The organism is Paenibacillus dokdonensis (assembly GCF_004916975.1).
GTDB classification, from domain to species: Bacteria; Bacillota; Bacilli; order Paenibacillales; family Paenibacillaceae; genus Paenibacillus_AQ; species Paenibacillus_AQ dokdonensis.
Genome location: NZ_STGQ01000001.1, coordinates 2,235,203 through 2,258,236, shown reverse-complemented (window position 1 = coordinate 2,258,236; position 23,034 = coordinate 2,235,203). Strand labels below are relative to the sequence as shown.

18 protein-coding genes and 1 pseudogene are annotated in these 23,034 nt (G+C 46.0%); 5 read left to right on the top strand and 14 right to left on the bottom strand.

Annotated features, from left to right (window positions below; translation table 11 throughout):
- Nucleotides 1-133: 133 nt before the first annotated feature.
- The 3 genes and pseudogenes from E6W40_RS10425 to E6W40_RS10415 form a co-directional block, all read right to left on the bottom strand.
- Complete coding sequence (locus E6W40_RS10425) at nucleotides 134-2,389, bottom strand: ATP-binding cassette domain-containing protein (RefSeq protein ID WP_136605416.1); 2,256 nt, start codon at nucleotides 2,387-2,389, stop codon at nucleotides 134-136.
- A gap of 91 nt (nucleotides 2,390-2,480) precedes the next feature.
- A pseudogene (locus E6W40_RS29980) lies at nucleotides 2,481-2,567 on the bottom strand (transcriptional regulator); the annotation flags it as partial.
- Nucleotides 2,568-2,924: 357 nt separating this feature from the next.
- Nucleotides 2,925-3,773 carry a GNAT family N-acetyltransferase gene (locus E6W40_RS10415; RefSeq protein WP_136605415.1) on the bottom strand — a complete coding sequence of 283 codons (849 nt, stop codon included), beginning with the start codon at nucleotides 3,771-3,773 and terminating at the stop codon, nucleotides 2,925-2,927.
- Nucleotides 3,774-4,194: 421 nt separating this feature from the next.
- Between E6W40_RS10415 and E6W40_RS10410 the strand changes: the two genes are divergently transcribed.
- Entirely contained in the window at nucleotides 4,195-5,046 is an 852-nt protein-coding gene (locus tag E6W40_RS10410; protein ID WP_136605414.1) for an aldo/keto reductase, read from the top strand.
- 192 nt (nucleotides 5,047-5,238) lie between these two features.
- On the opposite strand, the gene E6W40_RS10405 is transcribed toward E6W40_RS10410, so the two are convergent.
- Nucleotides 5,239-6,456, bottom strand: a complete 1,218-nt coding sequence (locus tag E6W40_RS10405; RefSeq protein WP_136605413.1) for a sugar efflux transporter — start codon at nucleotides 6,454-6,456, stop codon at nucleotides 5,239-5,241.
- Between the two features lie 204 nt (nucleotides 6,457-6,660).
- On the opposite strand from E6W40_RS10405, the gene E6W40_RS10400 reads away from it, so the two are divergent.
- Nucleotides 6,661-7,557 carry an AraC family transcriptional regulator gene (locus E6W40_RS10400; RefSeq protein ID WP_136606932.1) on the top strand — a complete coding sequence of 299 codons (897 nt, stop codon included), beginning with the start codon at nucleotides 6,661-6,663 and terminating at the stop codon, nucleotides 7,555-7,557.
- 117 nt (nucleotides 7,558-7,674) lie between these two features.
- Here E6W40_RS10400 and E6W40_RS10395 read toward each other — a convergent pair whose 3' ends face one another.
- Nucleotides 7,675-9,213, bottom strand: a complete 1,539-nt coding sequence (locus E6W40_RS10395) for an IS1182 family transposase (protein WP_136605412.1) — start codon at nucleotides 9,211-9,213, stop codon at nucleotides 7,675-7,677.
- 591 nt (nucleotides 9,214-9,804) lie between these two features.
- Here E6W40_RS10395 and E6W40_RS10390 point away from each other — a divergent pair.
- Nucleotides 9,805-11,364, top strand: a complete 1,560-nt coding sequence (locus tag E6W40_RS10390) for an MFS transporter (protein WP_136605411.1) — start codon at nucleotides 9,805-9,807, stop codon at nucleotides 11,362-11,364.
- An 86-nt stretch (nucleotides 11,365-11,450) separates the two neighbouring features.
- Here E6W40_RS10390 and E6W40_RS10385 read toward each other — a convergent pair whose 3' ends face one another.
- The 4 genes from E6W40_RS10385 to E6W40_RS10370 form a co-directional block, all read right to left on the bottom strand.
- A complete protein-coding gene (locus E6W40_RS10385; RefSeq protein WP_136605410.1) occupies nucleotides 11,451-12,236 on the bottom strand; it encodes a TetR/AcrR family transcriptional regulator in 786 nt (261 codons plus the stop codon).
- Nucleotides 12,237-12,414: 178 nt separating this feature from the next.
- A complete protein-coding gene (locus E6W40_RS10380; RefSeq protein ID WP_136605409.1) occupies nucleotides 12,415-13,416 on the bottom strand; it encodes an NADP-dependent oxidoreductase in 1,002 nt (333 codons plus the stop codon).
- A gap of 97 nt (nucleotides 13,417-13,513) precedes the next feature.
- Nucleotides 13,514-13,834, bottom strand: coding sequence for an ArsR/SmtB family transcription factor (locus E6W40_RS10375; RefSeq protein WP_136605408.1), 321 nt, complete (start codon nucleotides 13,832-13,834; stop codon nucleotides 13,514-13,516).
- A 202-nt stretch (nucleotides 13,835-14,036) separates the two neighbouring features.
- Entirely contained in the window at nucleotides 14,037-15,395 is a 1,359-nt protein-coding gene (locus E6W40_RS10370; protein WP_136605407.1) for a sulfatase family protein, read from the bottom strand.
- An 88-nt stretch (nucleotides 15,396-15,483) separates the two neighbouring features.
- On the opposite strand from E6W40_RS10370, the gene E6W40_RS10365 reads away from it, so the two are divergent.
- Nucleotides 15,484-16,344 carry a helix-turn-helix domain-containing protein gene (locus tag E6W40_RS10365; protein ID WP_136605406.1) on the top strand — a complete coding sequence of 287 codons (861 nt, stop codon included), beginning with the start codon at nucleotides 15,484-15,486 and terminating at the stop codon, nucleotides 16,342-16,344.
- 186 nt (nucleotides 16,345-16,530) lie between these two features.
- Here E6W40_RS10365 and E6W40_RS10360 read toward each other — a convergent pair whose 3' ends face one another.
- Together E6W40_RS10360 and E6W40_RS10355 are read right to left on the bottom strand one after the other, a co-directional pair.
- Nucleotides 16,531-17,025 carry a DinB family protein gene (locus E6W40_RS10360; protein ID WP_136605405.1) on the bottom strand — a complete coding sequence of 165 codons (495 nt, stop codon included), beginning with the start codon at nucleotides 17,023-17,025 and terminating at the stop codon, nucleotides 16,531-16,533.
- Nucleotides 17,026-17,135: 110 nt separating this feature from the next.
- Complete coding sequence (locus tag E6W40_RS10355; protein WP_136605404.1) at nucleotides 17,136-18,302, bottom strand: FAD-dependent oxidoreductase; 1,167 nt, start codon at nucleotides 18,300-18,302, stop codon at nucleotides 17,136-17,138.
- A gap of 270 nt (nucleotides 18,303-18,572) precedes the next feature.
- On the opposite strand from E6W40_RS10355, the gene E6W40_RS10350 reads away from it, so the two are divergent.
- Nucleotides 18,573-19,184, top strand: coding sequence for a nitroreductase family protein (locus tag E6W40_RS10350; protein ID WP_136605403.1), 612 nt, complete (start codon nucleotides 18,573-18,575; stop codon nucleotides 19,182-19,184).
- A 70-nt stretch (nucleotides 19,185-19,254) separates the two neighbouring features.
- On the opposite strand, the gene E6W40_RS10345 is transcribed toward E6W40_RS10350, so the two are convergent.
- The 3 genes from E6W40_RS10345 to E6W40_RS10335 are packed head-to-tail and all read right to left on the bottom strand — an operon-like array spanning nucleotide 19,255 to nucleotide 22,890.
- Nucleotides 19,255-20,598, bottom strand: coding sequence for an alpha/beta hydrolase (locus E6W40_RS10345; RefSeq protein ID WP_136605402.1), 1,344 nt, complete (start codon nucleotides 20,596-20,598; stop codon nucleotides 19,255-19,257).
- Entirely contained in the window at nucleotides 20,582-21,946 is a 1,365-nt protein-coding gene (locus E6W40_RS10340; RefSeq protein ID WP_136605401.1) for an alpha/beta hydrolase, read from the bottom strand. The genes E6W40_RS10345 and E6W40_RS10340 overlap by 17 nt, the downstream gene beginning before the upstream one ends.
- A 26-nt stretch (nucleotides 21,947-21,972) precedes the next feature.
- Entirely contained in the window at nucleotides 21,973-22,890 is a 918-nt protein-coding gene (locus E6W40_RS10335) for a LacI family DNA-binding transcriptional regulator (RefSeq protein ID WP_136605400.1), read from the bottom strand.
- Nucleotides 22,891-23,034 lie beyond the last annotated feature (144 nt).

Genomic DNA, 23,034 nt, shown 5'->3' with positions numbered 1-23,034 from the left:
CCACAGCTCTGGTTGTACTTCGTGCTACTAGGGTAAGGGCTTGGGTCTTTACAACAAAAAAACCGCATTTAATGCAATGCGGCTTTCAATGGTTATAAGTTCTTGTCGTCTGAGGGCGACCGATTCTGCTGGCTTACTTCAAATAGCTTCCCGTGATCGACTGCTCCGCGTGGATGATCTGCGAAGGCGAACCCTCGAACACCACTTGGCCACCCTTGCTGCCTCCGTCCGGTCCCATATCGATGATCCAATCCGCATGGCTGATCACTTCGAGATTGTGCTCGATGACGATTACCGTGTTGCCGGCATCCACGAGTCGGTTCATAATATCCAACAGGTGGCCGATATCCGACATATGCAGGCCAGTCGTCGGCTCGTCCATTACGTAGATGCTGCCCTTCTTGTGCAGCTCGCTTGCCAGCTTGATGCGCTGGCATTCTCCGCCCGAGAGCGTGCTGAGCGGCTGGCCTAGTGTAATATAGTTCAGACCTACGTCATTCATCGCCTGGAGCTTCCGCATGACCTCTTTGAGTTGGAAAAATTCCAGTGCCTGCTCTACCGTCATCTCCAGCACATCTGCGATCGACTTGCCGTTCAGCTTGTACTCGAGTACCTCTTCCTTGAATCGTTTCCCTCCGCATACTTCGCATGGCAGCTTCACGCTTTCGAAGAACGACAGGTCCAAGTACACAACGCCCAGCCCTTGGCAATGCTCGCAGGCCCCCTTGGAATTGAAGCTGAACAAGCCTGGGCTTACCTTGTTCGCGGAAGCAAACGCCTTGCGTACATCATCCATAATGCCCGTGTAGGTCGCGGGATTCGAACGAGTCGACACGCCTATCGCCGATTGGTCAATAACGATCGCCTCCGGATGCTGGCTAAGAAATACGTCGTTAATGAGCGTACTCTTGCCTGAGCCGGCGACACCGGTCACGACTGTCAGCACGCCGGTTGGAATATCTACACTTACGTTCTGCAAGTTGTGCAGCTTAGCATCCTTGATGCACAGCTTGCCGGACGGCTGTCTGCAATCCTGCTTTAACTGTAGATGACGTTTTAGATGGTTCCCCGTCAATGTACCCGATTCCAGCAGACCTGGGTAGCTTCCTTCATACACGATGGTACCTCCGCGACTGCCTGCGTATGGCCCCACGTCGACGATATGATCCGCCACCTTGATGACATCGGGATCATGTTCCACAACAAGCACAGTATTGCCTTTGTCGCGCAGCTTCTGAAGCAATTCATTTAACCGGTGTACATCACGGGGATGGAGGCCCACACTGGGTTCATCGAAGATGTAAGTGACATCCACCAGACTCCCGCTCAGATGCTTGACCATCTTGACGCGCTGTGACTCGCCGCCCGATAAGGTATCCGTCTCGCGGTCTAGCGTCAAGTAGTCAAGTCCGATGTCCACCAGATGCTGCAGCCGCTCCGTTAGCGACTTGACCATCGGGCCGGCGGCGGCATCGTCAATCTCCCGGATGACGCGGATGAGATGACCTACTTCCATGGAGGACAATTCCGCAATGTTATGTCCATTGATTCTGCAGCCAAGCGCGGCCTGGCTTAGTCTCGCACCGTGACAGCTGGAGCAGGGACCCTCGGTAATGTAAGGCGCAACGGTTTGTTGCGTGCGTTCGGACTTCGTCTTCACGTCCTGCTTGATGTATTTGTTGGTGAACTTTTCGATGACGCCTTCCACGGTAATATTCGTTGCTTTCCCGGCGAAATCCATCTTCACTTTCCTTGCCTTGCCATACAACAGCTGTTCCAATTCTTCTTCCGAATACTCGCTGAGCTTCCGATCGGGATCATACGAACCCGATTGCATGAGCATGTTCCATTCCCATCCGCCCACTGTGTAGCCGGGAAGCATAATCGCCCCTTCATGGAGCGACTTGGACATGTCCACAGCTTTGCTCATATTGATTCCAAGACTGCGGCCGATTCCGTTGCATTCGGAGCACATGCCTTGCGGATCGTTGAACGAGAACATGTTTGCTCCCCCGATATTGGGCTTACCCACTCGTGAAAAAAGCATTCTGAGAATGGGAGAAATATCCGTAATCGTACCCATCGTGGAATGCGAACCGCCGCCCAGAGGCTTCTGATCGACAATAACAGCCATGCTCAGATTCTCGATCGCGTCCGCATCCGGCTGCGGATATTTGGGCAGAAACGTTCGCACGAACATGCTGAAGTTCTCGTTTAACAAACGCGTGGATTCTGCGGCAATCGTATCAAAGACGATCGATGATTTGCCCGATCCGGATACCCCGGTGAAAATCGTGATTTTTCGTTTGGGAATACGCAAGGACACGTTCTTGAGATTGTTTTCCCTAGCAGCCGAGATGACGATATATTCTTGATTAGATTCGTTCATGAGCAACATCCTTCCGTTCATGTTAATTTCTACTCAAATTCTAATGAGGTCCATTTTCGCAATGTCCCTTCGCATTTACTGCGAACTTCCCCGTACGGCCCATTTCAAATTGTGCCGTTAATTCGTGAAGCGGTATCTCCTTTGCCTCTCTCAGCAGTTGAATCAGTTGGCGCCTGGTATATTATTTTATGTATTGGAATCTCTTAGTCGTATGAGGGATAACCGTTACTTTCATCACCTCCTCATTATTTTCCAAGTGAAATTTTCAGATTCCAAGCATTACAAATGAATATCTTCTAATTAGTCACCATTATGCAACCATTTTGATTGAAGACTAACCGAAATTAATATAACTTATACTATAATAACAAAAAACCGCGATGACGCGGCATCATTAAAACTAAACAGTCTAGTTATCTTATTACTCTTATTCTTTCTCAACATCTTGACCAAGCTTAATTAGATAAGTATTCTTGCAAGAATGCGGATAAATCCCGGAAACTTTTCTTGCAATGTCCCGCATAAACTAACACCTTTATAGTGTTTTCCGCAAGTACTGCGTAACATGTTTTTCTTTAAAGCCAAGGCTGTCATAGAGATTACTGGCATAATTGCCGACAACGCACCAAAGGTCGACATTTGCGCTGCCACGGTGATAGATTTCATTGCATAAATACATAGCAAACTTTCTTCCGATCCCAAGCCCCTGAAGGTCTGTACGGACGGATATGCTGCTGAGTACATTAGCGGAGATGTGGCTATAAGCGACGACTTCCCCATTGATTTCGTAAACAAAATGGTTATCTGCATCATCTTTCCAAGATGTTCTCTCTTTTTCACTTGGCTGGGCAATCACAGAATCAGGAAAGCACCCAACACGGACACGCATGTCATGAAAAGCTTTGGCATACAGAGATTGGCTTACAAGATAGTCTTCGTCCCTATACAGCCTCACCGGAAGGTCTTTCAGGGGAAAGGAATCGCCGGTACGCTGCATGAAAGCCGATGAAAAGTATGGGTCGTAACCGAGCTTGCGCGCAAACGAAAAAGAAGATGGACGACCGGCACGAAAGGAACTCCTGATTTTCTTGGTTCCGCCCGCCAGCAATTCATTTTCAAAATACTTTACCATTGCAGAACCGATTCCTTGCCTGCGAAACTGCGGGGCTACAAACACAGTCAAATAAGACTGAGATCCAGGCTCATTCACTTGAGCCAGCGCAACAAGCTTGTCCTCAATAAACGCGTTCATAAACAAATCCGGTTCTTTGATAAGCACCCGGAGGATCTCTTCTCCCCCTTCGACATCATAGCTCAATAATTCTTTCGCAACTGGATAATCATTTTGATTGAATTTTTCGTATCGGATATTTTCCATATTCATTAGACTTCGATTCCTCCATTGCATTACCGTAAAATTATTTGTTTTTCTTCATAACGATTATGTATGGAATAGTGGACGTTTTGACATTTTATCTATCCCAAATATCCGCAGTTATATTAATTATACCATTAGCTCCAGATTAAGGATGATGTTGTTAGCAAAATATCTTCCTTTTCCGCCCGCTTTGTGAATGTCTCCTATCTCAGCGTACTGCTCTCATCTATCAAAATCACCGCGAACATGACTACGAAGTATCAGGACGCCCCCCATTCTCAGTTAGCTAAGTGTCCGTGAGAGAATTAGGCAAACATTTGATACGAATGTAATAACGGTCTCTTTGTCAACTGGTGCATAATAAGGATGTGGAAAGGCAAGTCGACGATGGGATCAATAAATAATTCTAAATACAGGAGGCTTTTATATGCAAAAAGTAATACTGAACAATGGTGTTGAGATGCCTATACTCGGTTTTGGTGTATATCAGATTGCAGATCAAAATGAATGTGAACAAAGCGTCTACGATGCTATCATGGCAGGTTACCGGCTGATTGATACCGCTGCCTCTTATCTGAATGAAGAAGCCGTTGGCAGAGCAATCAAACGAAGTGGCGTGGCAAGAGAAGAGTTATTTATCACGACGAAGCTTTGGGTTCAGGATACGGGTTATGAGCGCACAAAACAAGCATTTGAAAAATCACTGGAAAGATTGCAATTGGATTATTTGGATTTGTATTTAATTCATCAGCCATATGGAGATGTGTTTGGTTCTTGGCGTGCTATGGAGGAACTGCATCGTGAAGGAAAAGTTCGCTCCATTGGCGTTAGTAACTTCCATGAGGATCGTCTGATCGATCTGATTATCCATAATGAAATCGTTCCTGCCGTAAACCAGGTTGAAACGCATCCTTTTAACCAGCAAATCGAAAATGCAAAATTCATGAAAGAGAATCAGGTTCAGATTGAATCTTGGGCGCCCTTTGCGGAGGGAAAAAATAACTTGTTCCACAATGAGGTATTAGCATCCATCGCTGAAAAGGTTCATAAATCCGTTGCTCAGGTGGTCTTACGTTGGTTGACACAAAGAGAAGTCGTTGTGATTCCAAAATCTGTTCGTAAAGAAAGAATGATCGAAAACATCACTATCTTTGATTTTGAATTAAGCCAAGAGGATATGGAGGCGATTACTACGTTAGATACGAAGCAGAGCCTGTTCTTTTCACATCGTGATCCCGAAATGGTGAAATGGCTCGGAAACCGTAAGCTTGATATCTAACAATCGCCATTTCGGTTTTTCACTCGTTGATTTATCCACTAGATATCAAGTTAAGGAGCAGTTGCCTTAGGCAATCTGCTCCTATTTTCGAGCTGTGTGAATGTCTGTGGAGTGGATTGATTGAATCATATGAGAATATGGGGATTGATGCCGTAAACTTTTCTATTGATATCCCCTTCCATTTCGGCATATTCATACAGTTCCGTGCCCAGATGCTCCTCCCCTTTCCACATGAGGTTTTGTTCTCCATAAGATAAACAAAGAAATAATCACAATTGCAAGACATGCCAAGTATGCATGACGAAAACCCGCAAGTTGGGCAAGGATACCGCCGCCCATATTTCCCACGAGTCTTCCTATAATGGACCCATTGTAATAGATTGTGGTAGACAGCCCGGGCGAATCAGGTAATAAATCCGTGAAATAGCTTAGTCCATTGCCCATGACAATAGCTACATATGTTGCCTGCAGAAGCTGTGCAGCGATAAGCTGCCAGGATTCGGTCGATATGCTTAAGATGCTGTAATAGATGAGAGCGATAACACAGCCAATCATCATTAAGGAATGGTTTGATATTTTCCCACCCAGGCCCCCTAATATAAGCATGATGGGAATTTCCAACCCGGCAGAAATACTAACAACCAAACCGACATCCGTATGCGTACCATGGAGTTCATTTATGATGAATAGCGGCGTGTTGATCCCATGTATAGCATGGACCCCAAACAGAAAGATAAAGGCGATAAGCGGCTGCATGATTTGCCTGCTTCTAAACGGTGATTTTCGAATGCTCGTTCTTTTCCTGTCTTGGCGTTGGACCGATTTTCGTGTTGGTAGAAACAAGTATACAAGAATGGCAATGATGAGATAGATCGCGGACGTTCCTAGAAAAAGCCCCTTGTATCCAAGTAACCCCAAAATGAGTGTGCCGGCTAATGGTCCTATCAGGAAACCGAGCGATACAAGGGATCGTAATGTAGACATGGCAAAGGTCTTATCGCTCGTTGGGCTCTCATTTGCCGATTCCTGTGCGTAAGCGTAGATTTGCGGCATGGCAGGAGCCCCTAATCCTGTAAAAAAAGCGATGACAAGTAACAGAATCAAGAAGTTATCAAATACTAAATACGAAGCATACCCTAGTGCGGATGAAAGCATGGCTAAAATAATCAACCATCTTCGGTCCAAACCGCTATCCGATCTTTTGGCAATGAGCGAGTTAACCACCACTCCACTCAAAGAGCTCACGGCCATGAAAACGCCAAAAGCACCTGTGCTCATTCCCAACTTTTCAGTTGCATATAAGGATAAATATGGCTGCGTAATTGAAATCCCGACACCAATCAGCAGTATACAAATGACGAATAAACGATATCCTTTTATAACAAACAGATTTTTAAACCTTTTATACAAATTGGGGCCCCCCCTCTTTTCATGTTGAAGTCAATCATTTGCTGTTTTTCATCGTGCAATCAAATTATGCAACAAATGAAAAAGCGACCGATATCCATTTTGTATCAAATAATTGCCTAATCATCTCACAACCCTTTTTTCAACTGTCAAATGTGAATTATAATGTTGTTATGAAGGTCAAAGTGTAAGGAGGGTATGAGCATGATGTCTGAACCCATATTTCAACAGCAGAATGAGCTTGCAAAACTTATAGAACGTTATTCAGTACAGGAAGGTTTAAACGCGACTGCGATTCCATCCTTATTTTTGATTCGCCGTTCTGAAGTTACAGGACCTAAGCAGAGTGTATACAAGCCTTCCTTATGTATCATCGTTCAAGGAGCGAAGGAAGTATGGTTGGGGCAAGAGCGCTTCAGGTACAGCCCAGCCGATTACCTTGTTGCATCGGTTGATCTGCCGGTATCCGGGCAAGTCGTTGAAGCCTCCCCCGCCGTTCCGTATTTGGCTCTAAATCTTGTATTTACGCCGAATCAAATCCTGGAGGTTTTACATGATTCAGAGATCAATGGTGGAAAGAAAGAGAATGCCAAACGAGCCATGTATGTCAGCCCGACGGAGTCATCCTTATTGGATGCAGTACTTAGATTAGCTCGTTTGCTAGACCAACCGATGGATATTCCGGTGCTTGCTCCGCTAGTTACTAAGGAAATTCTGTATAGAGTTCTGCAAGGGCAGCACGGGGATGTGCTGAAACAAATTGCATTAGAAGGAAGCTCTACGCATCGGATCAGGGACGTGATCGAACAAATCTTGAATAATTATGATCGGTCTTTGCGGATTGAGGAGCTTGCGGAAATTGCAAATATGAGCACTGCTTCACTTCATAGACATTTCAAAGAAGTGACAGCGATGAGTCCAATACAATTTCAAAAACATCTGAGATTGCAGGAAGCACGGCGCCTATTATTGTCCGAATCAACAGATGCCGCTGATGTCGCATTCCAGGTTGGCTATGAAAGTCCATCGCAATTCAGCCGTGAATACTCACGCATGTTTGGTTTTCCGCCAAGAGAAGATATAAAACGCCTGAGGGCGAAATAAGATCCGTCAAAGAACGCATGAATGAAGGGGCTGTCTCATAAGTGGATTTCCCACGACAGAGACAGCTCCGTTTTATTTTGGGATCCGAAAAAACCTCAGCAAGGAGCGATTCTCCCGTTATTGGAGAATCGCTCCTTTGCGCTTTTGCTCTACTCCGGCTTGCTTCAGCATATTATGGGCAAGCGAAAGCCATCCGACCTCCAGCGTCACTTTCTTCATGCCGCGAAGCAGAAACCGCCGGAAGCCCCGGTTGTTTTTCAGTTGGCCAAACACACTCTCCGGCTCAATCATTCGCCGTACGGCCAGGGCATAGCCTTCCTCACTTCGGAGGCGTTCCCGTGCCTGACTTTGGTATCGCAGCCTTTCCAGACTTACCGCTACTGTGCACCGATCTTTCAGCGGGCAGCCTTCACAGCTTTGACTTCGGTAATGACGCCTGCGAATCTCATATCCACTTTCTAGTGTTTCCTTGCTTTCTCTGTGGAAATGCAGTGTTTGCGCGGCGGGGCACGTCCAGTTATCCTCGGCTGCGTTGTACGTCCAATTCTCGATTTTACTCACATCTGCTTTCCACGCTTTGCTCTTTTCTTTATGGTAACTGCCGTATTTAACGACTGCTGTGATCTCTTCCTTTTCCAGATAGGCATAGTTCTCTTCACTTCCATAGCCTGCATCTGCAATGATTGTCTGTGGATGTTGCCCCAAGATCCGCCGTGCTATTTCCAGATGAGGCTCTAAACAACGGGTATCCGTGGGTCTTTGGTGGACACTGTAGGCTAAAATGAACTGATTTTCCGTGCCAATCTGCACATTGTATCCCGGTTTTAACTGTCCATTTCGCATGTGGTCTTCTTTCATCCGCATGAAGGTGGCGTCCGTGTCAGTTTTGCTGAAGCTGTTTCGATTTCCAAGCAACTTTTGGTAATGTTCGTACTTCACAAGTCTTGGAAGCAAGTCCTTCCGAAGCTTCCGAACGGCTTTCTTTAAGGGGGTATCCTTGGGATGTTTCAGCAGCTGAGCTTCCAGTTGCTGCGTGACTTGTTCGAGCTTGCTGCTATCCAACTCGAAAGCCTCACCGAGTTCGGTCAGGTCTTTGCCGTGATGCTCGCGCTCTTCCTGATGCTCTGCGGCTTCGATGGTGGAGAAAAGTGCATGTACCTTCTCTTGCAGTTTGGTCTTGTGTTTGCTGACCGCTTTACCCCAGACGAAGGTGTAACGATTGGCATTGGCCTCAATCTTGGTACCATCTACGAAATAATGTTCCAAGGAGATGTACTTTTCATCTGCAAGAAATTGAAGTACGGCGGAGAACACGGTTTCGAGGACGTCTTTCATCCGCTCCGAACGGAAGCGGTTAAGCGTGCGGAAATCCGGACGTTGCCGTCCGGCTAGCCACATAAAGGGGATGTGTTCCCGGATGGCTTTGGCGATTTGTCTTGAGGAATAGATGCGCTGTGTGTAGGCGTAGATGATGACTTTGGTGAGCATTTTGGGATGGTAACTGTCACGGCCGCCGCCGGGATAGGCAGCGTCAAAAATGGCATCGTCCAATCGATTGACGGCAGCATTCACGACACGAACGAGGTGGTTTTCTGGAATATCTTCTTCTAGATCCATTGGCAAACAAAGTTGGTCCATGGTATATTGAATGTACAAAGAAACCTCTCCTTTGAAATGGTTGGGCACACTTCCATTTTACCAAAAGAAAGGTTTCTTTTTTGTGTTTTTTTAAAGATTGAAGATCCATTCCCCGCATAAACAGCGGAGAGGACGGACGGATTGTGGAAAAGCGGCAGCGGTCGCCTTGGTCTCCGGATTTTCACCGCTAAGGGGAATGAAAAAAATCTGGAGAGCACAGCGATTGGAACAATGGTCCGTTCGCGCAGCGTCCACCCAAAAAGTCTAAGTATATCCTACGTAAAAAACAAGGCTGTCCCAAGCAGCTATTTCATGGCTTTTGGGACAGCCTCTTCTCTGTTTACATATGAAATTGATTATAAATTCGAAGTTCTCATCAAAAGCTGATTTTCCGTTCTGTCCACAAGCTCTGAAAGATTTTTTACTGCGACCCGATATCTTTTGACCATACAATGGATGTCACAACGCACCGTTATCAAGAGAGCGGTTGCATCCATCGATCAAAAAAGTTAGAGAAAAACGTAAATTAATATTGACCAATTACTGTATACGACATATACTGTTTATAAAAATAACTGTTTACATTATAAACAGTAAGGAGAGGATTTAATGACAACCCTTAACCCTCAAGTGGCCAAACGTGCAGGCCGCAAAGAATGGATTGCGCTTAGCATTTTATGTTTGCCGTTAATGTTTGCATCTATGGATGTCGCTGTCCTGTTTTTCGCCGCCCCCGCTATTGCAGCGGACTTGAAGCCCAATGCCACGCAGCAATTGTGGATTTTCGACGTTTACGGCTTCATTCTTGCCGGTATGCTGTTGACAATGGGCGCGATAGGCGATCGAATTGGACGCAAGCGCCTGTTAATCATCGGTACAGTCGGATTCGCTTTGAGTTCACTTTTCGCAGCATACGCCCAATCGGCCGAGTCTCTGATCATCGCTCGGGGAATACTCGGAATAGCGGGTTCAACCTTGATGCCGTCTTCACTTGCCCTCATTCGCGTCATGTTTCAGGATCCCGCGCAGCGGACGAAAGCCATGTCGATTTGGAGCGCGGTGATGGCCAGCGGGGTTACCCTCGGTCCGATCATCGGTGGAGTGCTTCTCAATTCTTTTTCCTGGGGATCAGTGTTCCTTATCAATATCCCGGCGATGGCCCTTCTCCTCATTATCGCTCCGTTTCTTCTGCCCGAGTCGCGCAGCGAAACTCGAAGTCCGATCGATGTGCAAAGTTCGCTTCTCGTTCTTACCTCCGTCCTACCTCTTACTTATGGCGTCAAGACGCTTGCGGAGGATGGATGGGCAGTGCTTCCTTTTGTTATGCTTGTTGCAGGTATGCTGTCAGCTATCGTATTTGTGCGCCGGCAGCTCCGCATTCCCAACCCTTTGCTCGATATCCGCACACTAATGGAACGGCGAATCGGCGGTTCGATTCTCGTTAATTTCATCGCTATGTTCGCGCTCATGGCAAGCTCACTGGTCAATACTCAGTTCCTTCAGTCGGTGCTTGGATATTCTCCGTTCGTTGCATCCCTATGGAGCGTGCTACCTTCCGTCGCCGTAGGAGCAGCGGCACCGATTGCGGCAAAGCTCTCACAAACTTATGGAAGACCGCGTATTATTACGGCGGGCATCTTTCTGGCGGCAATTGGATTCGTCGTACTGACCCAGGTTCACTTAGAGGGTTTCTCTCCGCTAGTCATCGTGCTTGTCGGAGCCGGATTGATTGCTGCAGGTATCGTCTCCGTCATGACTCTTGTTACGGATTATGTCGTGGGTGTCGCTCCCGTTGACCGTGCTGGAGCTGTCGGCGGTCTTATCGAAACTTCCAGCGAACTTGGTGGCGCGTTCGGCATAGCTCTTCTGGGCTGCCTTCTGGCAGCGGTATACAGGAATTCAGTCTCCTCTCTTCTGCCCAAGGGGCTAACACCGGAAGCGGCACATGCGGCCGAGCAGACCATTGCCGGAGCTTCGAGTGCCGCAAGTCATTTGCCGGCAGAAGCGGCTTCTCGCGTTATGAATGCATCCCGTGAGGCTTTTGTGACCTCCATGCATACCACCTGTCTCGTTGCCGGCGCGATCCTGGTTCTGGCCGCGGTCATCACGGTCGTATTGCTCCGTGATAAGAAGACGGATATCGAAGCTGCCGCATCGTCAAGAGCATAACACTAAAAAGGCTACTTCAAGGCATCTGCCTGGAAGTAGCCTTTTCATCATATGTGCGTAAACTTTATTATTAATGTTATTGGGCGTCAGAGGGCGTTTTTTTGAATCAAAAATTGCTCGATCCCGTCCAAAATCCGATCCAGTCCGAAGTCCAAATCGTTGCCGACGGTGTTCTCGTCTTCGTTCTCGCCGGTATACGCACCGGACATCACGATGGGATGCAAATTCGGATAATCCTCCGACTTGATTAAATACCGTAGCGCAGCCGAATAATTGAGCCCGCTGAACTCTTCCTCACTGGAACCCGCCAGAACGGCACGATCGATGTCCCGCTGAAGCATCCCGTATGTACGGGCATAGCTGCTCAAGAGAAGTACGATAGACATTTTCTCATAATGGTTCAGAGGCATGTCTCGAAGCGACTGCAGCGCCCAATCCACTATGCGAAGATTGTTCGGCGTAATTGGAATGCCGAGAATCGGAATGTCTCCATACCACGGATGCTTGCGAAATACGTCAACTGTGCCCAATACGTATTCGCGCATGCTTTCCCTCCATTCCTGCGGAGTTCTTTCCGCGGGCAAAGAAATATCGCATGCCGCATCCTGCATCAGGATCAGCAGATCATCCTTGCTGGGAATGTAACGATAGAGTGACATGGCCGTAAAGCCTAGCGCTGAAGCAATTCGGTTCATCGAAACGGAGGCAAGACCGTCCTTGTCCGCGATCTCGACCGCCTTTTTCACGATTAGATCGATGCTCATCTCGCGCTTGGGTCCACGCTGCGGCGGCTTCGCAAGTCCCCAGCCGAGTGCTGCGCCGGGGGGCAAGATTTTGGCAACCTCTTCTGGTGTTAAATCATCATGGCTCATCTGTTCTCCTCCTATTTGTTCGAACGCAGCCTGCACAATGAAAAGTGTTTATATTATAAACAGTATATCATAATGTCAAAACATTCTCCCTCTTCATGAATGAAAAAACCGGTAAAATTAACATTCATTTTACCGGCCAATATGAATCTTCCATTTTGTTCTTGAGTCATCCCATGGATTACTTTATTCGAACGACAACCTTTCCTTTGGCGCTTCCGCCTTCCAGGTAATGAAGTGCTGACGCGGCATCGGTAAAGGGAAATACCTTATCGATCACGGGAACAATGCGATCATCTTCAATATATTCCTTTAAAATATTCAATTGCGCTCCGCTCGGTTTCATGAATAGATAATGGTATCTCGCTTGATACTGTTTCTCTAGTACCGTGATCTTACGGCTCGCGATGGACAATGCTGCCGTTTTCAGCCACCCCAATTGTTGTTCTTTTCCGAATGCTGCATTAGGAACGCCGGAAATGGAGACGATTTGTCCATGGGGTTTCAGGATCCGGAATGATTTTTCCAAGACTGCTCCTCCCAAGGTATCAAACACCGCGTCATATTCCGTCAGGATTTCTTCAAAGTTCTCTTTTCTGTAGTTGATAATCTGGTCTGCTCCCAGTGACTGGACTAATTCGTATCCCTTTTCGCTTGCCGTTGTGGCGACATTAGCTCCCATTATTTTGGCCAATTGGATAGCAAAAGTGCCGACGCCTCCGGATCCGGCATGGATCAATATTTTCTGGCCTTGTTGCAGATGCAGGATATCGGAAAAAGCCTGATACGTCGTAAGTCCAACGAGTGGTATGGATGCAGCTTCTTCAAAGTTTAGATTTTGCGGCTTCAGCGAAAGGTCTTCCTCATGAATAGCAATATATTCGGCCAAGGTACCCATTCGGGTTTTACGGGGTCTTCCATAGACTTCGTCTCCAGGCTTAAAGGCATGAACCATGCCGCCGACTTTGACGACAACGCCTGAAAAATCATTGCCTAAGATCAACGGAAAGTTGTATTTTAGCAGGAGTTTGACTTTCCCTTCCTTTATTTTAAAATCGATGGGATTTAAGCTGGCTGCATGTATTTCCACGAGCACATCATGTGCACCGATCTCGGGCATGGGCTGCTCTGTCATGAATAGTGGCGAATTCTTTCCGTATTTCTCGATGATCATGGCTTTCATCTGCAATCACTCCTCTATGATTATTCGTTTAAACATTTAAACCAATTAAATAAAAAAATTTCGGTTTTCTCTTCTATCATGTCTCTTTTTTCGTTCGCTAAGACCTGCTGCACTCCGCTTCAACGGCCGCTATCAATGATTTGAGTTGTTCTAGCGGTTTGCGAATCGTCAGCACATAGTAATTTTCCACGCCTTTTTTCTCGGATTGAATATAGCCGGACTGCTTCAGCACCTTCAAATGATGAGAGACGGCCGGCCGGGACAAATTGATATGTTCGGATATCGTATTGACGTTCAATCCCGACTTGTGTTGTGCCAGCAGCATGATAATGGCTTGACGGTTCTCGTCGGTCAATACGTCCATCAGAGGGATGCACTCTTTAAATTGCTGCAGAATATGCTCGGTTTGTTTGTTCATACAATCCCCTCATTCAGTTTATTCGTTTAATCATTTAAACGTATTATAGCTGTTGGTTGGAAAAAAAGTCAACCCGCAACGGGTTTCCATGCACAGCACGGAAGGAGAGCGAGAGCTAACTTCTCAAAAACGCAGAAAGGAACCTGTCGTGGCAGGCTCCACCGGTGTTCCGAAATATGAATTTATTATAAATTTTATGCATTTACAAAAAGCAATCTGCATAACGATCGCCAGTGCGATTCATCCAGTTCCTCAGTTCCCCTTCCAATCTTTCGACCTGTTGGCTGAATTCTGGAAGAGAAGCCAGATTGCGAAGCTCCCATGGATCATTCTGAAGATCAAATAACTGCTTACAATCACTTCCCTGTCCCGTTAGTTCCGAACGGCGGTAAAGAATCATTTTCCAGCGCTCATCCTTCACCATCCGTTGAATATCCCTGTACAGTGCATATACCGTCTCTCTGCCCCGATCCGTCTCTCCTCGAATCAAGTCTGCCAAGCTTTGACCGGCTATCCCATCAGGCGCGCTTAGTCCGGCCATAACGCAAAGTGTAGGGAAAATATCAAATTGATAGGTTAGCTGATCGATGCGTGTTCCTGCAGGAATTCCCGGACCTTGGATCAGCCAGGGTACCCGAATACTGTGATCGTACATATTTTGTTTGCCTAGCAGCCCATGCCTTCCTACGGAAAGACCGTGATCTGAGGTATATACAACGATAGTATTATCCAGTCTACCAGTGTTTGCAAGCGATTGCAGAACTCGGCCGATATGATGATCCATATGGGTAATCATGGCATAATAATCGGCTAAATGCCCGCGTACTTCTTCTTCCCGGCGTGGATAAGCGGCCAAATGCTCGTCACGGACATCCATTTCACCATTATCGAATGGATGCTCTTCCATAAAACTTGGCGGCATTGGAATTTGCTTGCGATCGTACAAATTCGCGTAAGGCTCCGGTGCCGTCCTCGGATCATGCGGTGAGGTATACGCCAGGTATAGAAAAAAAGGATCTTCTTCCGAATATTGCTCCAAAAATTCGATAGCCGCATCCGTAAATAATTCTGTTGAAAACTGCTTTTCGATCCGCGGTTCTTCTGGAGGATTAAATCCATTTGCATCATAATCGAACACCGGCACCTGATGATGATCGCTCATGCCGCCGAAGAACAGTTCGTTACCGCTGCAAAAACCATTAGAAAAACTAGCCCGGTCATTATGCCATTTGCCGACCGCATGGGTGTAGTAGCCATGGGAGCGAAACCAGGACGGCATTGTGTTCATTCCTGCGCGAATGACGCCAGTTCTGTTGTAATCGCCGATCGTCTGGCTTTCCGTTGCTTGAAAAATATGTGTTCCCGTATGTATGCAAGCTCTGCACGGCACGCAGACGGCTCCATCGACCCCACCAACAATATGCGTTGAAGTCATCATGGTACCGGTTCTGGCCATACCGTCCAATATCGGCGTTTGCACTACGCGGTCTCCTGCTGCTCCAATCGCATCATACCGATGATCGTCTGCTATGATGAAAAGTACATTCGGTTTCTCGCCCATATCAAGCCCTCCTTGAATATACATGTCGTAATGGCTATAATTTTAGTCGTAAAAAGCCGGAAATGACATAGCATAAAGGAGGAATGGCATGTCAAAAAGTCTACTGCCTCATATAGCATCCACTTTTTTGGATGCATTGCTGTCTTCCGCACTTGGCGAGGACATGTTTCGTATATACAGCTGCTATAATGTAACAGTGCCCTCTTCCTGGCGCATTGAGGAACGAGTGCTTGAGGAAATTCATGTACTCTATGTTAAAAGCGGGTGCCTAACATACCTGATTAACGGAACTCCCCATCAACTAACGGCAGGCAGTCTGCTATTTCTGTCCGATGGCACGGTTCATTCGGCATATCGGGATCTAAAAGAACCGCTGAGCATCCTGCCCGTTCGCTTTACCCTTGGCATAGATGAGCAAAAATATGCTGCTAAAACGGAGGTTCCATACCACTTTTCCTTCCGTCCGCGAGATACTGCGAAGTTCAGTGTCCTTTTTGAAACGATTCATCGCTATTATACCCTCACTCCTTCCATAAGAAGAACTGTACTGTGTCATGCTGCCATATGCCAAACACTAGCCGAAATGTCGCAAGAGCTGGAACTCATGCGGCAAGATACTCCCATTCATCCAGCCATTCAGCACATCAAGGCGTATATCGACTCGCATCCGGCAGAAAGAGTTACGGTTCAGGATCTGGCAGGTTTATCCGGTTTAACCTCCAAATATTGTTCGAAGCTATTTCAACAAATCTATGGGCTACCAATCAAAACCTATCAGATCAAAGCCCGCATTGATTACGCCCGTTATTTGCTCGAGCACTCGAGACAATCTATTAAGGAGGTCTCCTTTCAGTTGGGTTATTCGGATCCCTTCACCTTCTCTAAGCAATACAAATCTGTAATGGGTGTATCCCCTTCCAAGACCGGACTGCGTTCTGGTAATTTTTAATACTAAAAAAGAAATCCACCGTTTAGGTTCATAACCTAACACTCCAGTAGTCCCTGTCTACGTGAATACATGTCCGGCTTTGATTGCCTTGAGATTCTTCCAGACAAAAAACAGTCGCAGAGTACCGGCGGTTATGCCGTCACTCTGCGACTGTTTGACGTTTCTCGGAGCGAGAAACTAAGTTGATCAGGCTTGCTCGTCGGCCGATGGGCCGTAGAAGCCCGGGACCGGAAGATCGAGCAACCGCAAGTATACCCCAAGCTGCGCCCGGTGGTGAATCATGTGGCTTAATCCGAAGGTGCGGAGCGCGATCGCACGCGGCTCGCGGAGAATGATATGGTCGCCATGACGCAACGTCCATTCCTCGCCGAGCATTTTCTCATCGCATTCAGCGATCAGCTTTTCCAGCTTGTTGACGTTCGCGTCGAATTCCTCGAGAAAGTCAGCACGTCTTCCCAAAGCTTCCCGCCGCAGCGGCACGGTCGAAAGATCGAACTCCGGGTACTGAAAAATCGCGATTTCCCAGTTTAGCAGGTTGACCAGATGCGTGGCCAGACCGCCAAGCGTCATCGATTTCTCGTGCGGCTTCCATGCCAAATGCTCCTCGGGCAAGCTTTCCAGAATGCGGCGCGTATTGGCCAGTTCACGCGAAACGTCGCCAATGATCAGTTGTTTAACCATAATATCCCTCTCCTCTCATATGGATAAGCATACTATAAATTCCAGTCGGGAGGAAAGGTTTGTCTCGGTTATTTGTAGTTCGCCCCCCCCCTCATTTATTTTATTTATCTTCACTGAGCTCCGCTTTCTTGGAGTTGATACATCCACTCCGCGAGCTTTTCGGCTGCATTGTCCGAGAACATCATACGGAGGCTCTCATCGGTTAACTGCGCTTTTTCGGCCGAGAAGGCATACATGATTTCTTCATACTCCTGAATGGCATAGCTTATGGCTTCATTCCGAATGATGGCAGCCGCCAATTCGCATGCATCGAGCATTGCCAGATTGACGCCTTCGCCTGCAAAAGGAGACATGAGGTGTGCAGCATCTCCGATCAGGGTAATGGCTGAATGACGCTCCCACCGATAACCGATCGGAAGCATATACACCCGTCTGGGCGTAACGAGATCTTCCGCGCAGTGAATATATTGTTTGGGCATTTCATCCCAATCATCGAACAGCGCCAGCAGTCGTTGTTTCGCCAGAGCGGGCTGATTAAATGGAATCCCGCTTTGCTCGATCCAATCCCGCTCCACCTTTAGGCTGACATATACTTTGATCCGGCCATCGCCGTTAAGCTGCCCTATGATGACATGTTGATCGCCCATGGCGAACATTTTCCCGTTCGTATTGAACGCTGCCAGTTCCGGATACTGCTCTGCTGCATTGATAATATTCAGCTCCACCATGGTAACGCCGGTGTATTCGACTTCCGTGTCCGAAATCAAAGAGCGCACTCGAGAGAAGGCGCCGTCCGCTCCGACAAGCAAATTGACCGTATCCGTAAATCCATTCTCAAAATGAATCTCCGTTTTCCCGTTTCCAAGCAAAATCGATCGCTCCAGCTTATATCCATATTGAATGCAATTTGTATCCAAGGTGCTGATCAAAAGATCGCAAAGCTCTCCCCGGTCAATTTCCGGCCGATCCCAGTGGTCTTCCTCGTCCATTTCATCGATGTACAGTTTTCCATTTTTATCGATGACACGTAAGTTTTGATCTTGATATCGGGCAATTTCCTTAAACTTCTCCAAAAGCCCGGCAGCTTCGAGTGCTTTCTGTCCTGACTCCTCATGAATATCGAGCGAACCGCCTCGATCGGAGTTCATATTATATGGTTCACGTTCATAGATCACAGTCTGAATGCCGTGACGCTGCAAGATCGACGCGAGCGTCAGTCCTCCCGGTCCTGCTCCGATAATGGCTATGCGTTTTTGGTTAACAGAGGCATGATTCATGCTGCCCAACTCCTATACTCTATTTTGTTAAACAACCAATATCAGAACAACTAAGCCTGATTTCTTACAGAATCACTCTTTAGTGTTCTTTATTGTATGAGTATAAGATAGTCCCTCTTCATGAACTCAATATGAACAATGAAATATAAATGTTTGATCAATTCCGAGTTTGAACATATACTTAATTTAAATTAATTTGTAAGTTGATAATATTAAGTAAGTAACATATACTGAAAAAGTAAATTTTTCAGCGAAAGGTGATATCCATATATGAGCAACGTGCAAGCAATCATCAATGAAATTTCGGCAGAGGTGCAAGGCCAACGCAATTCCGAGTATCCGATAAGCCCTATTTTTTTGAATCGCTGGTCCACCCGCGCCTTCTCGAATCGCGAAGTCAGCGACCAGGATCTTTATACCGTACTCGATGCGGCCCACTGGGCTCCATCTGCTTTTAATGATCAGCCTTGGCGCTTTATTGTCGCCAAAACCGAAGAACAGCGCAGCGTATTTCATCAATTCATTAATGAATTCAATCTAGCCTGGGCATCCAGCGCACCGGTTCTGATTGTTGTCGCTTCCGACAAACTTAGAGAAAACGGCGATCCCAATGGTGCACATACTTTCGACGCAGGAGCAGCGTGGGCCTCGATGGCGATTCAAGCTACGATGCTTGGGCTGTCCACGCATGCAATGGGAGGCTTTGATCGCATTAAAGCCCGCCAGTTGCTGAATATTCCCGATAACTTTGAGCTTCATGCAGTCATTGCTCTCGGGTATCAAGGGGACAAATCCTTACTGCCGGAAGCAATCCAGCAGCGCGAAGTACCGAATGCCCGCCGTCCTCTGAATGAGCTTGTTTTCGAAGGGAAAATCGAATAGACATCGATTTAGCTTCAATGAGACATATACAATAAAAGGATGTTAAAAAGCTGGCCACCTGGCCAGCTTTTTATGCTTCATTTCTCATCCAATGTTCGATATTTATTTCGATCGTGGCGTCCCCTAAAGCTACGTATTTATGTTGAACGGATTCACCGGTTGAATCCGCCTCAACGATTCCATCCTGTCTACTGATTTGATAAATAAATTCAGCATGTAGAGGCACTTGCAGTTGATTATAGTAGGTTCCCCTGCTCGAATTGTGAAGTAAAGGAAACCAGGCATACAGTAGCATATCGGCGGGTGTATCTGGCGGAACATGAACGACCATGTTCAAGGTTACATACTCTTTTTGCTGACTAACCACACGAATCTCTGTCGTAGATTCCAAGTCTTCGTATTTAACGGTTACCGAGGTAACCCCTTCTTTCTTTGGCACAAAGGTACCATTCGCTAATACATCCAAAATCTCTTGATCTTCCACATGATAAGCCGCTCGTAACAGGGTCATTTTACAATCATCCCCAAACTCCAGAATCGGGTTCAGACGACTTGCAGGACCCATAATGCCAACCTCTTCACAGCCGATTAAGGATAAGGAACTTGCTTCGCCCTTACTGCCAAAAAAATAGATGAGCGGTGATGATAATCTAGCGGCCCAATCTTTCTCCGCATGAGCTGCTCCAGGATCATTGAAATAGATCAATTGCGTGTCAGCTTCGTACCCTAAAGCAACAAGCTCCTCTGTCACTGCACGGGTATGCTTCTCCATGACTAAAGTACCTTCGGCGCTCCCTAAATCAATCCATATTCGGGATAGAGGTTGTTTCATTGTGAACGAATGATAAAGCCTGATTTCTTCGGATGACATGGGATCTACACAATAAAAATAAGGGGAAACGATAGCCAGTTTGCCAAATACTTCCGGATGACGAAGCCCGATATGGTAGGTAACTTGCCCGCCTCTGGATGATCCCAATAATGCTGTGTGTTCAGGACCCGTTTTTGTCCGAAAAACGGAATCGATATAAGTCATCACTTCTTCAATAATAAACTTTTCATATAACTGACCTTTGGGTTGAATGGTAACTTTATCGAGCGGATACAGCACACCCTCCAAGTCATGGGTATATTCGTTGGATCTCTCCATTCCCATGTTAGGAATACCTACAACGATGATTTCTTCGATTTTGTGCTCATGAATCAATCGCTCAACGGTTTGATCTGCATGCCATGAATAGCCGTTGAAGGCGGGATGGAAAATATTTTGCCCGTCATGCATGTATAGTACCGGGTAGCGCTTGGACTTTTCGTATGAATAACTCGGAGGAAGATAGACATACAGATCTCTCTTATTATCCAGATACGTTGAGTAAAAGCCTTCAATCCTCAACATGCTAGATTTGTATGTCATTTTCATCACCTTTTACAATTCCCGGGTTCATATCCACCCAATGATCAACTTCATAATTCAGGATTAATCCATCATCCGTTGTGAATTTTCGATATGGAACCTCCTTGCCCTCATGATCTGTTTCATGCTTGCCAAAACCACGAGAAATACGGAATTCAAAGGATATGCCTCTTGGCACCTCAAACATGCCCCCATACAGTCCTTCATGAATCATCGGTAACTCTATCCCGGCATATAAAGTATCCGTTACCGGCGTGCATGCCGGTACTTTAACGGAAATATTCACGGTGACTGTATCGGACATATGCGGCACAACTGCAATTTCCAACTGGGCTGCAAGGTTGTTATTTTTATATGTGACGAGGGTATTCCCTGCTTTTAGCGGGATTAATTTGCCGTCCTTGGTTACCTCCAAAATATCGGGATCACCAACTTCATAGGTTCCATCCAAATCGGACATCATAAATCCGCTATCAAAATAAACCAGCGCATTTAAGGTTTGCTCGGGTCCATCTATGCCAACAGCTTCGGGACCCTGCAAATCAACACGGACCGGCGTACCTATTTCGCCAAAAAAATAAATTAAGGGCGCATGAACCCGAGCCGCCCAATCCTTTTGCGAGTGTCCGGAATGGACAGCAAGGTAATACATCAGGTCATTTCCAGGCTGGAAGCCGCTTTTAATAAGTATTTCTGTCACATATCTCACATGTTTCTCCATGACGGTGAAACCCTCAGAATCTCCGACATCCATCCATATTTTAAGCTCTTTTTTTTCTGTGAAGAGACGGCTTAACCATCGATCTTCCATCGTGCTTGGGTCTACACTTACAAAGAACGGACACAGCGCACCTATCATACCGAAAGTATCTGATTGACGGAATCCTATATTATAGGATACAAGCCCACCCGCGGAAGATCCCATTAACGCCGTATTATTTTTATCAGGCAACGTCCGATATTCTTTGTCGATGTAAGTTTTAACTTCTTTAATAAGGAAATCCTCATAAAGCTCGCCTTGATTTGTCGTATTGAAAATATTGAGTCCATCTGGATTAGCATGCATATATTCTGATATTCGTGCGTCTTCTACATGAGAGACCGCAACAACGATAATTTCTCTCATTTTCCCTTGTGACACCAAAGCATCCACTGTGATATGAATATCCCATGATTCGCCCTTTTGATCTTCAAAAAACATATGCTGACCGTCATGCATATATAGAACGGGATATCGTTGATCTTCGTTCTTTTCGTAGCTTTCAGGTAAGTAAATAAACATATCTCTCTCATTCCCAAGAATATTGGAATAAAAGTTATGGATGGCAATGAACCTAGATAAATTCACAAGGCATTCTCCCTTAACGAATATAATTAGGAGTGGGGCGGCAATAAGAAGAATTCCTCATTGTTGACGTAGTCCACATCCTGAATGTAACGATCCACCATGTGCACAATTTCCTTATAATCATTCAAATCGAATCTAATGTTATTTATGTCGTCTCTCAGAAACTCCGAACAATTGCATGTGCAAATGGCGACGATATTTTTATGTGTTTTGTATACTTCATTCGCCAGAAATTCGTTCATGACCATACCAGGGCTGCTGGGAAATTGGGATAAGAATGTACTCAAGCTGCCAGCCGTATGATCTGAGACATAAATTTGGCTTTCCGGTAAATTCGACTTTTGTTTAATGAATTCCATGAATTCAACATTGTTGTAGGAATCCATAATCAGAAATTGAGGGGATTCACCTAGTAAACCCTGAGATAACTTAAAACATTGCTCAATGTCTGGCAGGACTTTGTGAAACAAGGAATTATCAATATAACTATCCAGGACAATTACAGGGACCCCAAAACCAAAGTAATTGGAAATCGTCGAGAATTTATCTTGATCAACATTAATTAATAGCGCCCCATCCAGATTTCTTTCCATAATAATTTTATTCGATGGCGTCATACTGTCGATTTGCATAAAGAGAACATGGTATCCTAACTTGCTGAATAACTGCTCCAGCTTGAAAATGACTTTCGTATATTTTAAATCGGTCCATACATGCTGATTGTCCTCTTTAAACAAGATAATGCCGATTAATCCGGTTTTATTTATTTTTAAAGACTGGGCTGTCCGGTTTGTCACATACTTCAGCTGTTGGGCAATTTTAAGTACTTTAACACGCGTTTCATCCGAAATGGATTGCGTCTTCACATTGTTTAAAATATAAGAAACTGTAGCGATCGATACATTTGCTTCTTTTGCTATATCTTTAATTGTTGTCTTTTTCATGGGATAAACCGCCTTCGCTTAAACGTTTAAGCAAATTTAACCATATCCCTATTCTTTTGTCAAACGCGTACCAGGACTTTTGGATTCCCATACAAGCAATTCAGCTCCTTCCTCTTTTTAATCACTTAAACGCAGTCACTTAAA